This window comes from Mesorhizobium onobrychidis, assembly GCF_024707545.1.
Classification (GTDB): Bacteria; Pseudomonadota; Alphaproteobacteria; order Rhizobiales; family Rhizobiaceae; genus Mesorhizobium; species Mesorhizobium onobrychidis.
This window is the reverse complement of record NZ_CP062229.1, coordinates 5,003,574-5,017,488: the sequence shown is the minus strand read 5'-3', so window position 1 is coordinate 5,017,488 and position 13,915 is coordinate 5,003,574. Positions and strand designations below refer to the sequence as shown.

General features: G+C 63.2%; 15 protein-coding genes. 7 read left to right on the top strand and 8 right to left on the bottom strand.

The annotated features are described in order from the left end of the window. Positions 1–20: 20 nt before the first annotated feature. The gene (locus IHQ72_RS24945) at positions 21–1,034 is read left to right on the top strand and encodes a fumarylacetoacetate hydrolase family protein (protein WP_258117942.1); all 1,014 of its coding nucleotides are present in this window, start codon (positions 21–23) and stop codon (positions 1,032–1,034) included. A gap of 344 nt (positions 1,035–1,378) precedes the next feature. Continuing rightward, positions 1,379–1,939 (top strand): DinB family protein, encoded by a 561-nt coding sequence (locus IHQ72_RS24940; protein ID WP_258117941.1) that lies wholly within the window; start codon positions 1,379–1,381, stop codon positions 1,937–1,939. Positions 1,940–1,960: 21 nt separating this feature from the next. Here IHQ72_RS24940 and IHQ72_RS24935 read toward each other — a convergent pair whose 3' ends face one another. Both IHQ72_RS24935 and hppD read right to left on the bottom strand, forming a co-directional pair. Then, positions 1,961–2,152, bottom strand: a complete 192-nt coding sequence (locus tag IHQ72_RS24935; protein ID WP_258117940.1) for a type II toxin-antitoxin system Phd/YefM family antitoxin — start codon at positions 2,150–2,152, stop codon at positions 1,961–1,963. A gap of 77 nt (positions 2,153–2,229) precedes the next feature. Next, entirely contained in the window at positions 2,230–3,342 is a 1,113-nt protein-coding gene (gene hppD, locus IHQ72_RS24930; protein WP_258117939.1) for a 4-hydroxyphenylpyruvate dioxygenase, read from the bottom strand. Between the two features lie 140 nt (positions 3,343–3,482). On the opposite strand from hppD, the gene IHQ72_RS24925 reads away from it, so the two are divergent. Next, complete coding sequence (locus tag IHQ72_RS24925) at positions 3,483–3,950, top strand: Lrp/AsnC family transcriptional regulator (protein WP_077372472.1); 468 nt, start codon at positions 3,483–3,485, stop codon at positions 3,948–3,950. Position 3,951: 1 nt separating this feature from the next. Here IHQ72_RS24925 and IHQ72_RS24920 read toward each other — a convergent pair whose 3' ends face one another. The 4 genes from IHQ72_RS24920 to aztA all read right to left on the bottom strand — a co-directional run bounded on the left by IHQ72_RS24920 (position 3,952) and on the right by aztA (position 7,148). Then, positions 3,952–4,290, bottom strand: a complete 339-nt coding sequence (locus IHQ72_RS24920; RefSeq protein ID WP_258117933.1) for a protein tyrosine phosphatase family protein — start codon at positions 4,288–4,290, stop codon at positions 3,952–3,954. 233 nt (positions 4,291–4,523) lie between these two features. Then, positions 4,524–5,444: a zinc ABC transporter substrate-binding protein AztC gene (gene aztC / locus IHQ72_RS24915; RefSeq protein WP_258117932.1), complete on the bottom strand. Its 921-nt coding sequence runs from the start codon at positions 5,442–5,444 to the stop codon at positions 4,524–4,526. Positions 5,445–5,466: 22 nt separating this feature from the next. Continuing rightward, positions 5,467–6,342: a zinc ABC transporter permease AztB gene (gene aztB / locus IHQ72_RS24910; RefSeq protein ID WP_095496142.1), complete on the bottom strand. Its 876-nt coding sequence runs from the start codon at positions 6,340–6,342 to the stop codon at positions 5,467–5,469. Next, positions 6,342–7,148 carry a zinc ABC transporter ATP-binding protein AztA gene (gene aztA, locus IHQ72_RS24905; RefSeq protein WP_095496141.1) on the bottom strand — a complete coding sequence of 269 codons (807 nt, stop codon included), beginning with the start codon at positions 7,146–7,148 and terminating at the stop codon, positions 6,342–6,344. The genes aztB and aztA overlap by 1 nt, the downstream gene beginning before the upstream one ends. 222 nt (positions 7,149–7,370) lie before the next feature. Here aztA and IHQ72_RS24900 point away from each other — a divergent pair, with 222 nt between their 5' ends. Beyond that, a complete protein-coding gene (locus tag IHQ72_RS24900) occupies positions 7,371–7,715 on the top strand; it encodes a RidA family protein (RefSeq protein WP_095496140.1) in 345 nt (114 codons plus the stop codon). 166 nt (positions 7,716–7,881) lie between these two features. Here IHQ72_RS24900 and hutC read toward each other — a convergent pair whose 3' ends face one another. Continuing rightward, positions 7,882–8,628 (bottom strand): histidine utilization transcriptional repressor HutC, encoded by a 747-nt coding sequence (gene hutC / locus IHQ72_RS24895; protein ID WP_258117926.1) that lies wholly within the window; start codon positions 8,626–8,628, stop codon positions 7,882–7,884. After that, a complete protein-coding gene (locus IHQ72_RS24890; RefSeq protein ID WP_258117925.1) occupies positions 8,625–9,977 on the bottom strand; it encodes a formimidoylglutamate deiminase in 1,353 nt (450 codons plus the stop codon). Before IHQ72_RS24890 ends, hutC begins: the two co-directional genes overlap by 4 nt. Positions 9,978–10,077: 100 nt before the next feature. Here IHQ72_RS24890 and hutI point away from each other — a divergent pair, with 100 nt between their 5' ends. The 3 genes from hutI to hutG all read left to right on the top strand — a co-directional run bounded on the left by hutI (position 10,078) and on the right by hutG (position 13,884). Further along, entirely contained in the window at positions 10,078–11,313 is a 1,236-nt protein-coding gene (gene hutI, locus IHQ72_RS24885; protein ID WP_258117924.1) for an imidazolonepropionase, read from the top strand. Beyond that, positions 11,310–12,845: a histidine ammonia-lyase gene (hutH, locus tag IHQ72_RS24880; RefSeq protein ID WP_258117923.1), complete on the top strand. Its 1,536-nt coding sequence runs from the start codon at positions 11,310–11,312 to the stop codon at positions 12,843–12,845. The genes hutI and hutH overlap by 4 nt, the downstream gene beginning before the upstream one ends. Before the next feature lie 220 nt (positions 12,846–13,065). Further along, a complete protein-coding gene (gene hutG, locus IHQ72_RS24875; protein WP_258117922.1) occupies positions 13,066–13,884 on the top strand; it encodes an N-formylglutamate deformylase in 819 nt (272 codons plus the stop codon). Positions 13,885–13,915: the final 31 nt, after the last annotated feature.

Genomic DNA, 13,915 nt, shown 5'->3' with positions numbered 1-13,915 from the left:
GCACCAGAAGAGGAAACCGCATGAAGCTTGCCACATTGAAGGACGGGTCGCGCGACGGAAAGCTGGTCGTCGTCTCGCGCGACCTGACGCGCTTTACCGATGCCTCGTTTCTGGTGCCGACGCTGCAGGCGGCACTCGACGACTGGAGCCGGATCGCGCCGCATCTCGCCGCCATGGCGGAATCGCTGGAGAACAATGCGGTGCCGTCAGCGCGCTTTCACGAGCATGACGCCCATTCGCCGTTGCCGCGCGCATATCAATGGGCCGACGGCTCGGCCTATGTGAGCCATGTCGAGCTGGTGCGGAAGGCGCGCGGCGCCGAAATGCCGGCAAGCTTCTGGACCGATCCGCTGATTTATCAGGGTGGTTCGGACAGTTTCATCGCGCCACGTGATCCGATCCGGGCGGCCGACGAGGCTTTTGGCGTCGACATGGAAGCGGAGGTCGCCGTCATTGTCGATGATGTGCCTATGGGAGCAAGCCTAGATGAGACGCGGGCCGCGATCCGGCTGGTCATGCTGGTCAATGACGTCACGCTGCGTTCCCTTACCGCGCCAGAGCTTGCCAAGGGCTTCGGCTTCTTCCAATCAAAGCCGTCCTCAGCGTTTTCGCCGGTCGCGGTAACGCCGGACGAACTCGGCGATGCCTGGGATGGCGGCAAGGTCAGCCTGCCGCTGCTGGTCGACCTCAACGGCAAGCCATTCGGCCGGGCGAACGCCGGCGTGGACATGACCTTCGATTTTCCGGCGCTGATCGCGCATGCCGCAAAAACCCGACCGCTGGCCGCCGGCTCCATCATCGGTTCGGGCACGGTCTCCAACAAGCTCGACGGTGGCCCGGGCAAGCCTATCTCGGCGGGCGGCGCCGGCTATTCCTGCATTGCCGAGTTGCGCATGATCGAAACGATCGAAGCCGGCGAACCGACAACCCCGTTCCTGCGCTTTGGCGATACGGTGCGCATCGAGATGAAGGACAGGACCGGACATTCAATTTTTGGTGCGATCGAGCAGAAGGTCGAGAAATACGCAATTTGAAGCAATTCTATATCTAGCGTCGTTCCGAAGCGCTGGCAGGATCAGGATGCCGTACACTGCTACTTATCTCTGGTTTGTGGGAATTTGCGGCATCGCTACTGCCTGGCCTCTAATTTCGGCAATCCGACTTTGCCATCAGGTTGAGGACCGATCTGAAAGACTCCACAACTTCAGCAGCGTTGCGCGTCCGGCGAAGCTTATTTACGTCGCTTTGAACCGGCACGTTGCAAGCGATGTTGAAACGCAAGCGCTGCGGCGTGGCATGATCGCTCGTCTGCTAGCCATAGGTGCTATCGGTATTGCTGTGAACTTGATTGCCTGGGCTGGTTGGGCGAGTATGTGACGTGGACCTGCTGGACCATAATCGCCGCATGGCACGCAATAATCTCTGGTCGAACGACCGGCTCTACCGCGCCGTGCTACAGCTTGAGCCCGGTGAATTCGATGCCGAGCGAACCAGCTTCTTTCCCTCGATCAAGGCAACGCTCAATCACATCCTGGCTGTCGATCATCTCTATCTCGATTTTCTCGAGCAGGGTGGCGTTGGCGCCGCGGCTCATGACGATTTCGTGCCGTTCGATGAACCACAGGCGCTGTTTGCCGCCCAGGTTGCATCCGACCGGCGATTGATCGCCTTTTGCGATCACCTGTCGACCGACGATCTGGACCGCCGCGTCATCACCGACCGGCGCGAGGACGGAAAAATACCGGAGCGCATCGGCGACCTGCTCGCCCACCTCTTCATCCACGACATCCATCATCGCGGCCAGGTGCACGCCATGCTGTCCGGCACATCGGTGAAACCGCCGCAGCTCGACGAGTTCTTCCTCGACTATGATATGAAACTCAGGAAAGCGGAGGTCGAGAGGTTGGCTTTGGGTAATCAGGCCAACGCGACGTCTTAACGGCTGGGAGCTAACCCGCCTTCATTTGACGTACTCGTCCCACTCGGGACCGAGTTCGTCAAAATCGTCTGCGATCCGGATTCTACCCTTCAAGGCGCCGATGCGAGGCAGGTGTTCGGCGGTTGCCGGCGGCACGAGGCGAGCCGCGACTTTGCCGTAGCGCGTGAGCACGATCTCCTCACCGGCTTCCGCACGCCTGACGAGTTCCGACAATTTGGCCTGCGACAGGAATATTCATGGCTAGAATCTGAGCCACAACTGATCCAACCGCAAGAGGTTAGGCCGCTGCCTCACTCCGCCGCCTGCACCTTCAGCACGCCACGCTTGATCTGGTCCTGCTCGATCGATTCGAACAAAGCGCGGAAATTGCCCTCGCCAAAACCTTCGTCGCCCTTCCTCTGGATGAATTCGAAGAAGATCGGCCCGATCACGGTTTTGGAAAAGATCTGCAGCAGGATCTTGGTCGTGCCGCCGTCGACCACGCCTTCGCCGTCGATCAGGATGCCGTGCTTTTTCATGCGCTCGATCGGCTCGTCATGGCCGTTCACCCTGTCGTGGGACATGTCGTAATAGGTCTCAGGCGGGCCTGGCATGAACTTCAACCCATTGGCGGCCAGTCTGTCGGTGGCGCCGTAGATCTCGTCCGTTCCGACGGCGATGTGCTGGATGCCTTCGCCATTGTACTTCTTCAGATATTCGGCGATCTGGCTAGTGTCATCCTTGGACTCGTTCAGCGGGATGCGGATCTTGCCGCAGGGCGAGGTGATCGCGCGGCTGACCAAGCCGGTGATCTTGCCGTCGATATCGAAGAAATGGATCTGCTTGAAGCCGAACAGGTCGCGATAGAAATCCCACCATTTGTCCATCTGGCCGCGATAGACATTGTGGGTGAGGTGGTCGAGATAATAGAAGCCGACGCCTTCCGGCTTCGGGTCGCGTGCGCCCAGCCAGTCGAACTCGGCATCATAGGCCGAGCCCTTTTCCCCATAAGTCTCGATGAAATAGAGCAGTGAACCGCCGATGCCGACGATTGCCGGCACGTCGAGCGCCTTGTCGACGCCTTCATAGGGTGTGGCGCCTTTGGCGACGGCGTGGTCGAAGGCATGCTTGGCATCGACGACCCGCCAGGCCATCGAGGCCGCGCAGGGGCCATGCTTGTCGACGAACTTCATCGCATGCGAGCCGGGTTCGGCATTGACGACATAGTTGATGTCGCCCTGCCGCCAGACGGTGATGTTCTTGGTGCGGTGCTTGGCTACCGGTACATAGCCCATGCGGGTGAAAAGCTCGGCGAGCTTTTCCGGTTCGGGATGCGAGAACTCGACGAATTCGAAGCCGTCGGTGCCGGCGGGGTTGGCTTTGCTGATCTTTGCGGGCGGTGCATCGTGCGGGAAGGGACCCATGGCATTGTCATCCAAAAGCTGCGTGGCCGGAAAAGGCCATTTTGACGCTATTATAGCGCGGAGCAGGTGCATGGTGCTTGCATTCAAACGCTTTAAACGATTAGATCATGCGAGAATTGTGCACAGTGGAAGAAAAATTCATGGATGACGCGCGCGTTGATCAGTTTGACCGCAAGATAATGGCTCTGTTGCAGGGCGACGCACGACTGACCAACAATGATCTCTCGGAACGGGTGAACCTGTCGGCGTCGCAATGTTCGCGCCGCCGCCAGAGGCTGGAGGAGGACGGCTACATCAGGGGTTATCGCGCGGTGCTCGACCGCGACAAGCTCGGCTTCTCGCTGGTCAACGTCATCTCGGTGACGCTGGCCACCCACAACCGCGACAATGCGCAGCGCTTCGGCGAACTGGTGGCGCGGCTGCCGGAAGTGCAGGAGGCGCACGCGCTAACCGGCGAGATGGACTATATCCTGAAGGTGGTTACGCCGGACCTGAAGTCGCTGTCGGAATTCGTCAACGGCGTGCTTCTGCCGCACGAGTCCGTGCAGCATGTGAAGACGGCGATCGTGCTCGAAACGCTGAAGGAAACCGGAGCGCTGCCGATCTAAATTAGCCCTTCGACTGCTGGATCAGCCCGTAAAGATTGGTGCAGCGTGCGCCGGAACGGCAATAGGCGAAGATCGGGCCTTCGAGTTCGTCGAGCGCCTCGGCCTGGTCCCCGACATTCTCGGCCGTGATCTGGCCGCTGATGACCGGGATGAAGCGGAAAGCGAGCCCGGCAGCTTCGACCGCTGCCTTGACGCTGTCCGCTGATGGCTGGCCGGGCTGCTCGTCATCCGGCCTGTTGCAGATGACGCTCTTGAAGCCGGCGGCCTTGATGGCGGCTACCTCATCGGGCTGGATCTGACCCGAGACCGAGTAGCCCTCGGCGATCTGACGATATTCCATGATGGCGTCCTCGCAATGTTCGATGCCTGCTGGCCAGGGGCGGAGTCTTGCCACTCCCAGGCCTGGGCGGCAATCCGCGCAAAAAGAAATCCCACTATGCAGATAGACATTCTCATGCGGGAAATCCAGCCGGCTACCTACAGCGCCGCGCGTCCTTTGGATCCACAAAGGACGCTGTAGCACTTTGTTGCCCGCACGTGCGCTAGCCCGACCGGGTGGACAGCGCCGACCGCTTAGCTTCCGAGGATCGCGCCTTTGATCTGCTCGATGTTGTTTTGCATCAGGTCGATATAGGTCGACGCCGGACCGTCGGGCTGCGACAGCGCGTCTGAATAGAGCGTGCCGCCCACCTTGACCCCGGTCTCGCTGGCGATCTGCTCGATCAGCCGCGCGTTGGCGATGTTCTCGACAAATACCGCCGCCGCCTTGTCCCGCTTAACTTGGCTGACCAGCTTGGCGACGTCCGCAGCGGACGGCTCCGACTCGGTCGACACCCCTTCGGGGGCCAGGAAGGTGAGGCCATAGGCCTTCTCGAAATAGCCGAACGCGTCATGCGAGGTGATGACGACGCGTTTCTCTTGCGGGATCGACTGGATCGCCGTCTGCACGTCGCGCTCGAGCGCGTCGAGCTTCTCGGTGTATGCGGCGGCATTGGCCTTGTAGCTGTCGCAACCCTCGGCGTCGGCGGTGCAGAAGGCGTCGGCGATGTTCTTCACATAGATCTCGGCATTGGCGACGGATTGGAAGGCATGCGGATCGATGTCTTCGCCTTCAGCGGCGTCGGCATCAGCGAATTCGGGTTTGAAGTTGATCGGCGTGACGCCCTTGGTCAGAACGGCGATTGTCGCCTTGGTGGCGCTGGCGTCGACCAGGCGCTGCAGAAAGCCTTCGAAATGCAGGCCGTTGACCAGCACCACATCCGCACCCGCCATGGCCACCGCGTCGGCCGGGCTCGGCTCGTAGACGTGGGCATCGCCGTCCGGCCCGACGATGGTGGTCAGATTGATCCGGTCGCCGCCGACATTTTTGGCGAAATCGGCAATGACCGTGAAGCTGGCGACCACTTTTAACGGCTCCGCGAGGGCCGACGACGCGCCAAAGGCGCTTAATGTTATAACGCCCATTGCCAAGGCGGTGCGGATCGATTTCAGCATGGAAAGGTCACCTCTGTTGGGATCAGGCGGTTCTGTGGCGGTGATGGATAATACGGGCGCGCAGGATGCCGCGCGTGCCGAACAGGATCGAGGCAAAATAGACGACGCCCGCAGACAGGATGATCGCCGGGCCGGAAGGCAGCGACACGTGGTAGGACAACAGCAGCCCGGCGATGCAGGAGGCAAAGCCGATCAGCACCGCCAGCACGCACATCGGCTCGACGCGCATGGTCCAGAAGCGGGCGGCGGCCGCAGGCAGCATCATCAGCCCGACGGATAGCAGCGTGCCGAGCGCCTGGAAGCCGCCGACAAGGTTGAGCACGACGAGGCCGAGGAAGATGAAATGCACCGGGCTGCCCAGCCGGCTGACCGAACGCAGGAACAGCGGGTCGAGACATTCGGCGACCAGCGCCCGCCAGAAGATGGCGAGGCTGACCAGCGTGACCAGCACGATGCCGCCGATCAGCGTCAGCGCTTCATTGTTGAGTGCCAGCACGGTGCCGAACAGCACATGCATAAGATCGACGCTGGAGCCGCGGATCGATACCATCAGCACACCGATGGCCAGCGAAATCAGGTAGAAGGCCGCCATCGAGGCGTCCTCGCGCTGGATGGTGAAGCGCGAGACGGCACCGGCGCCAAGCGCCACGATGATGCCGGCAATCAACCCGCCGATGGTCATCGGCAGGATCTCCAGCCCATAGAACAGGAAACCGGCGGCAGCACCCGGCAGGATGGCGTGGGCCATCGCGTCGCCGGAAAGGCTCATGCGCCGCAGCATCAGGAAGACGCCGACGGGGCAGGCGCCCAGCGACAGCATCAGCGACCCGGCAAGCGCCCGTTGCATGAAGGCGAAATCGGCGAACGGAGCGATGAGAAGACCGTAGAGCGTTTCCATCATGCTGCCCGCGGCCCGGAGCCGTGATGATGGTCGTGCCCATGGTCGTGAGCGTGACCACCATGCTTGTGGTCGTCGGGCTCGCACCAGGGCGCGTTCTCCTCCCAGGCTTCGTGGAAGCGGCGCGCGCGCAACAGGTTTTCCGGCCGCAGCGTTTCCTTTGTCTCGCCCCAGGCGATCGGCTGGCGCGCCAGCAGCAGCGTTTCGGGGAAATTCTGGCGCACCAGATCCAGGTCGTGAACGACCACCATGATGGTGCGCTCCTCGCCATGCCAGCGCTTGATAAGTGCGATCAGGTCGCCGACGGTCTTGGTGTCGACGGCGTTGAACGGCTCGTCAAGCAGGATGAGATCGGCATCCTGCAGCAGCACGCGGGCAAACAGCGTACGCTGCAGCTGGCCGCCCGACAGCGTGTCGATCGGGCGCTTCTCGAAGCCGCCGAGGCCGACGGCCATCAGCGCCTGGCTGACCGAATCGCGATCTTCCCTGGTGTAGCGGCCGAGCAGCCCGCGCCGTGGCCATAGCCCGAGCGAAACCAGATCGACGACCCTGGCCGGAAAGGAGCGGTCGAGCTCCGACTGTTGCGGCAGATAGGCGGCGCGCACGCCGGGCGCCCGGACAACCGTTCCGGCCATCGGCTTCAACACGCCGACGATACCCTTCATCAGGGTCGACTTGCCCGAGCCGTTGGCGCCGACGACGGCGGTCAGCGATCCCCGGTGGATCGTGCCGTCGAGATGATGGATTGCCGGATGGCTGTTGTAGCCCAGCGTCAGGTCGCTGAAGGTCAGGCAGGTTTTGGTCATGTGACGATCCGGGGGCACGACTGGTACGGCGGCGGCGATTGGATATGTGATGTTATTACATTAGTCAACAAGTCAATCGGGCGGAATTGCGGCGACCGGCGTGATTTGCCGTACCCTATTTGGCCCATGCCCTGCTGGCTCAAGAGGATTCACTCAGGCGACCTTGCCCCCGGCGGACGGCGACTCTAAAGAGGCGCAACCGACAAAGGAAGGAAACGTCCCATGAGCATTCGTCGCATCGATGTTGGCCCGCGCATGAGCCAGATCGTCATCCACGGCAATACCGTCTATCTGGCCGGTCAGGTCGGCGAGCCGGGCGGAAACGTCGGCGCCCAGACAAGAGACATTCTGGCGGCCATCGACGAATTGCTGGCCAAGGCCGGCACCGACAAGACCAAGATCCTGCAGGCGATCATCTGGCTGGCCGACATGAGCACGTTCGCCGAGATGAACGCGGAGTGGGACAAGTGGGTGCCGCAGGGCCATACCCCGGCCCGCGCCACCGGCGAAGCCAAGCTTGCCGGACCGGAATATCTGGTCGAGATCATCGTTACCGCTGCCATCTGAGATGCGGCTCTTAACCCTCCCCCTTGAAGGGAGGATCGGCGAGTAGTCGGAGCGAAGTGGAGATTGCGAGACGGGGTGGGGTCGGCGAGGTTGCACCGACCCCACCCCGCGTCACAAAATTCCGCCATGCGGCATTTCCTCCGCGACCCTCCCCTCGAGGGGAGGGTTACCCCTGCGACGGGGTGAACCGCGCGACCAGCGTGTGGCTCTCGGCCGCATAGGTGAAACGGACATGGGTGACGGGGTGCTCGGCGCTCCATGTCCGCCGCTCGACAACCAGGCAGGGGGCCCCGGCCTCGATATCGAGTGCGGCCGCAATGTGTCTGTCGGCGGCAACAGCGCGGATGCGGTGCTCGGCGGCACTCCACGGCACGCGGGCGATCAGCCACGGCCCAGGCGCGATGGCAAGAAATTCCTCGTTGGCGGCCTCGGCCACGGCGGCCAGGTTGATCAGCCGCCGTTCGTGGGCGAACGGCCGCTTGCCGGCGAAATGCCGGCATTCCAGCGCCAGCACCGGTCCGTTGGAGTCGAGTTCCAGCAAGGTGCGATCCTCGGCGCTGCTGCGCCTTTTGTGGCGCGCCACACGCTCGTAGCGATAGAGCAGGCCGAGCGCCTCGACCTCGATCCTGATGTCGTGGATTTCCAGCACCGCGGCTTGCGACTGCGGCCGCCGGACAAAGCTGCCGGAGCGGCGGCGGCGCTCGATCAGCCCGGCTTTGGCAAGCTGCGACAGCGCCTTGTTCACCGTCATGCGTGAACATTTGTACTCGGCCGTCAGTTCGTGCTCGATCGGGATGCGGTGGCCAGGCGCCCAGGCGCCGGACAGGATCCGCTCGCTGATGTCGGACAGGATGCGCTGATGCAGCGAGAGAGATTCGCCGAGGTCCACATCCAATGCCTCAGTCATGCTCATCCCGAAAGCGCCGTCATCGCCTTGCGAAAACGCTCGGCAATGGCATCGCGCCTTGCATGCCTGCCGCCGCTGACCAGCTTCTTGCCATGCACCCAGACGCAATCGATATTGGTGCCGTTGGCGAAGATCCAGGCGTCGAGCACCGCATCGCCCGTCTTGCCGGCCAGCGAAGGGGAATTGCCTTCCAGTGAGACGAAATCGGCTGAGGCGCCGGCGGCGATCCGCGAGGGACCAGCGCCAAGCGCCGCACTGCCGCCGTCGAGCGCTGCATCGAACAGCGCGCGGCCGGTCGAACCGCCCGCCACCGCCAGCACGTTGCGGGCGCGGTGGGCGAGGCGCTGCGAATATTCGAGCTGCCGCAATTCGTCCGGCAGGCCGATCAGCACGTTGGAATCGGAGCCGACGCCGAAGCGGCCGCCATGTTGTTTGAACAAAGGTGCGGCAAAGGTGCCGTCGCCGAGATTGGCCTCGGTGATTGGGCAGAGGCCGGCGATTGCTCCGCTTTTCGCCATGGCCGCGGTCTCGGTCTCGGTCATGTGGGTGGCGTGGATCAGGCACCAGCGCCTATCGACCTTGGCATTGGCGAGCAGCCATTCGACCGGTCGCGCTCCGGACCAGGCAAGGCAGTCCTCGACCTCCTTCACTTGCTCGGCGATATGGATGTGGATCGGTCCGCCCGGCACCATTGCCGCGATGTTTTCCAATTCCTCCGGTGTCACGGCGCGCAGACTGTGCGGCGCGATGCCGAGGACAGAGTGATTCAAGGTCCGAACGGCTTCGCGGCATTTCTCAACAAGCCGCGAGAACCGATTCACATCGTTGATGAATCGCCGCTGGCCTTCGTTCGGCACAGCGCCGCCGAAAGAGGAATGCGCATAGAAGACCGGCAGCAGCGTCAGCCCAATGCCGGTGTCGGCAGCCGCGGCAGTGATGCGTTCGGCCATTTCGGCGATGTTGGCGTAGGGCTGGCCGTCGCGGTCGTGATGCAGATAGTGAAACTCGCCGACGCGTGAGAACCCAGCCTCCAGCATCTCGACATAGAGCTGCGCGGCAACCGCCTCGACCTGGTCCGGCGTCATCGACAGCGCGAAGCGGTACATCACCTCGCGCCAGCTCCAGAAACTGTCGGCGGAAGGGCCGCGCAGCTCGGCAAGGCCGGCCATGCCGCGCTGGAAGGCGTGGCTGTGCAGGTTCGGCATGCCTGGCAGGAGGATGGCATGGCGTTCGTCGCCGGGCTGGGATGCAGTGTTCGGCTCGACCGTGGCGATGCGGCCATCACCGACGACGATCCGGGCATTGGAATGCCAGCCGTCGGGCAGAAGCGCCTGTTCCGCAAAGATCGCCGTCACGTTTTTCTCTCCGATTCCCTGTGTCCCGTGCAATGATATCACTTGCAGTGTATTTCAATATGTATATACATAATCGCCGCCGATTGAAACGGAAAAGATAATGGCTGGAGAGAGCAAAAGCCGGGCAGGGGAGGTTCGCCTCTGGCGCAATGCGCGCCTGGCGACCATGGCCGAAAGCGCTGCCGGACTTGGCATCGTTGAACACGGTGCGATCGCCGCACGCGATGGCGTGATCGTCTATGCCGGCCCGGAAGCCGACATGACGGCAGCACTTTTGCAAGACGCGGAGATTGTCGATTGCAAGGGCCGCTGGATCACGCCAGGCCTGATCGACTGCCACACCCATCTGGTCCATGCCGGCAATCGTGCCAACGAATTCGAGATGCGGCTGGCCGGCGCCACCTATGAAGAGGTCACCAAGGCCGGCGGCGGCATCGTCTCGTCGGTCAAGGCGCTGCGCGCTGCCAGCGAGCACGAACTGGTTGCGCAGTCGCTGCCGCGCCTCGATGCGCTGATCGCTGAAGGCCTCACCACCATCGAGATCAAGTCGGGCTATGGGCTCGACATCGAAAACGAGAAGAAATCGCTGCGCGCCGCGCGGCTCCTGGGCGAAAACCGTCCAATAACAGTAAGGACGAGCTTCCTCGGCGCCCACGCGCTGCCGCCCGAGGCGAAAGGCGACAAGGACGCTTTTATCGACCTGGTCGCAAAAGAGATTTTGCCGGCCGTCGCTGCCGAGGGCCTGGCCGATGCCGTCGACGGGTTTTGCGAAGGCATCGCCTTTTCACCCGAGCAGATTTCTCGCGTGTTCGACGCGGCGAAAGCAGCAGGCCTGCCGGTCAAGCTCCATGCCGACCAGCTGTCCAATCTGCATGGCGCGGAACTCGCCGCACGCTATGGCGCGCTATCGGCAGACCATCTCGAATACACTGACGAAGCGGGTGCGGCGGCGATGGCGAAGGCAGGAACCGTGGCGACGATCCTGCCTGGCGCCTATTATTTCATCCGCGAGACCAAGAAGCCGCCGATCGGCCTGTTTCGCCAGCACGGCGTCAGAATGGCGGTCGCCACCGACTGCAATCCCGGCACTTCGCCGCTGACCTCGCTACTGCTGACCATGAACATGGCGGCGACTTTGTTTGGCTTGACCGTGGAGGAATGCCTTGCCGGTGTCACCCGCGAGGCCGCACGCGCGCTCGGACTGCTCGGAAAAACCGGCACGTTGGAGGCTGGAAAATCAGCCGACATGGCGATCTGGGACATCGAGCGCCCGGCCGAGCTCGTCTACCGCATGGGCTTTAACCCGCTGCATGCCCGCATCTGGAGAGGACGATGAGCGAACTCAAACTCAAGCCGGGTAACACAACACTGGCCGACTGGCGCGAAATTTATCGTGGCGCGGTGCCGAAGCTGGACGCTGCCTGCCGGCCAAAAATCAAGGCCAGCGCCGAGGCGGTTGCACGGATCGTCGCCCGGGGTGAGCCGGTCTATGGCATCAACACCGGCTTCGGCAAATTGGCCAGCGTCCGCATCCCCGCCGCCGACCTCGAGACCCTTCAACGCAACATCGTGCTGTCGCATGCTGCCGGCGTCGGCGAGCCGATGCCGGTTGCGATCACCCGGCTGATGATGGCGCTGAAGCTGGCCAGCCTGGCGCAGGGCGCTTCCGGCGTGCGGCCGCAGACGATCGAATTGCTGGAAGCGATGCTGGCCAATGACGTCATTCCGGTGGTGCCGGCGCAAGGCTCGGTTGGCGCCTCCGGCGACCTTGCTCCGCTGTCGCATATGACGGCGGTAATGATCGGCGTCGGCGAATGTTTTACCCCGCATGGCCGGTTCCCTGCCAAGGTCGCCTTTGTTTCGCACGGGCTGGAGCCGGTCACGCTTGGCGCCAAGGAAGGGTTGGCGCTGCTTAACGGCACGCAGTTCTCGACCGCCTACGCGTTGGCCGCCCTGTTCGACGCCGAAGTGCTCTACCAGTCGGCGCTCGTCGCCGGCGCGCTTTCGACCGATGCCGCCAAGGGTTCCGACGCCCCCTTCGATCCGCGCATCCATCTGCTCAGGAAGCATCCTGGCCAGATCGAGGCGGCCGAGGCGCTGCGCAACCTGATGGCCGGCAGCGCCATCCGTGAATCGCACCGGGTCGGCGACGAGCGCGTGCAGGATCCGTACTGCCTGCGCTGCCAGCCGCAGGTGATGGGCGCGGCGCTCAGCGTGCTGCGCCAGGCCGCCGACACGCTGGGCACCGAGGCCAACGGCGTCACCGACAATCCGCTGATCTTCGCCGAGGACGACACCGCGCTTTCCGGCGGCAATTTCCATGCCGAGCCGGTGGCCTTCGCCGCTGACATGATCGCACTCGCCGTCTGCGAGATCGGCTCGCTGTCGGAGCGGCGCATCGCCATGCTGGTCGACCCGGCGCTGTCCGGCATGCCGGCCTTCCTGACGCCGAAGCCCGGGCTGAATTCAGGCTTCATGATCCCGCAAGTGACGGCGGCAGCACTCGTCTCGGAAAACAAGCAGAAGGCCTATCCGGCCAGCGTCGATTCGATCCCGACCTCGGCCAATCAGGAAGACCACGTCTCGATGGCGGCACACGGCGCGCGCCGGCTGATCGGCATGATCGAGAATGCGACGGCCGTCATCGGCATCGAATTGCTGGCCGCCGCACAAGGCTGCGACTTCCATGCGCCGCTGGCGTCGAGTGCGGCGCTCGAAGCGGTGCGCAGGCTGGTTAGAGCCGAAGTGCCGCATCTCGACAATGACCGGCATTTCCACCCCGACATGGAAAAGGCCATCGCCATGGTGCGCAATGGCGCTGCCGTGAAGGCAGCGGGCGCGGTGGCACTGCCGGGAATTGCGTCGTGAGGATGCGCGCCATGACAGGTCTCGTTTCTTGGCGCCCCCCTCTGTCCTGCCGGACATCTCCCCCTCGAGGGGGGAGATTGGCAGCTTTGGCGCCGCACTCAATCCTGCGACATGGCAGATTGGCGAAGGCCGGCGTGACATCCGATCTCCCCCCAAGAGGGGGAGATGCCCGGCAGGGCAGAGGGGGGCGCCGTAAAGCGCCGGCGCAGGGGGACCATTCATGAACGCGCCCTCCTGGCTCACCGTCACCCACGGCACGGCACCCCTGCTGGTCTCGATCCCGCACACCGGTATCGATCTCGCCGGTCTCGAAAACCGGCTTATGTCGCCCTGGCTCGGCCGCCGCGACGCCGACTGGTGGATCGACAAGCTGTATGACTTTGCCGAGGAGCTCGGCGCGACGGTGGTGCATACGGCGATCTCGCGCACCGTCATCGACGTCAATCGTGACCCGTCCGGCGCCTCGCTCTATCCCGGCCAGGCGACGACCGGGCTCTGCCCGACCGAGACCTTCGATGGCGATCCACTCTATCGTGCCGGGGAAGAACCGGGGCCGTCGGAGGTCGACGAGCGCCGCGAAAAATACTTTGTGCCCTACCATGCCGCTTTGCAGGCCGAGATCGACAGGCTACGCGCCCTGCACCAGAAGATCGTTGTCTATGACTGCCACTCGATCCGCTCGGTGCTGCCGCGGCTGTTCGAGGGCACGTTGCCGGTGTTCAATCTCGGCACCAATGACGGCAAGAGCGCCGATCCGGCCTTGCAGGCGATGGTTGACGAGATCCTCGCCGGAACCGGCGAGACATACGTGGTGAACGGCCGCTTCAAGGGCGGCTGGATTACGCGCAATTTCGGCCAGCCCCAAAACGGCGTCCATGCGCTGCAGATGGAACTCTCCAACCGCGGCTATATGCGCGAGCCCGAGGGCAAGGGAACGCCCGACAATTGGCCGGTGCCTTACGACCCCGCATTCGCCGCGCCGATCCGCGCCACGCTGAAGCGGATCCTGGAAAGCGCGATTGCCTGGGCCGGGCGCTGACGCTCCGTCGCACAGCTCATTCGAAAGGGAC

Coding starts and splice junctions, on each gene's coding strand:
- IHQ72_RS24945 (WP_258117942.1), top strand. CDS start 21: ATGAAGCTTGCCACATTGAAGGACGGGTCGCGCGACGGAAAGCTGGTC.
- hppD (WP_258117939.1), bottom strand. CDS start 3,342: ATGGGTCCCTTCCCGCACGATGCACCGCCCGCAAAGATCAGCAAAGCC.
- IHQ72_RS24925 (WP_077372472.1), top strand. CDS start 3,483: ATGGATGACGCGCGCGTTGATCAGTTTGACCGCAAGATAATGGCTCTG.
- IHQ72_RS24920 (WP_258117933.1), bottom strand. CDS start 4,290: ATGGAATATCGTCAGATCGCCGAGGGCTACTCGGTCTCGGGTCAGATC.
- aztC (WP_258117932.1), bottom strand. CDS start 5,444: ATGCTGAAATCGATCCGCACCGCCTTGGCAATGGGCGTTATAACATTA.
- aztB (WP_095496142.1), bottom strand. CDS start 6,342: ATGGAAACGCTCTACGGTCTTCTCATCGCTCCGTTCGCCGATTTCGCC.
- aztA (WP_095496141.1), bottom strand. CDS start 7,148: ATGACCAAAACCTGCCTGACCTTCAGCGACCTGACGCTGGGCTACAAC.
- IHQ72_RS24900 (WP_095496140.1), top strand. CDS start 7,371: ATGAGCATTCGTCGCATCGATGTTGGCCCGCGCATGAGCCAGATCGTC.
- hutC (WP_258117926.1), bottom strand. CDS start 8,628: ATGAGCATGACTGAGGCATTGGATGTGGACCTCGGCGAATCTCTCTCG.
- hutI (WP_258117924.1), top strand. CDS start 10,078: ATGGCTGGAGAGAGCAAAAGCCGGGCAGGGGAGGTTCGCCTCTGGCGC.
- hutH (WP_258117923.1), top strand. CDS start 11,310: ATGAGCGAACTCAAACTCAAGCCGGGTAACACAACACTGGCCGACTGG.
- hutG (WP_258117922.1), top strand. CDS start 13,066: ATGAACGCGCCCTCCTGGCTCACCGTCACCCACGGCACGGCACCCCTG.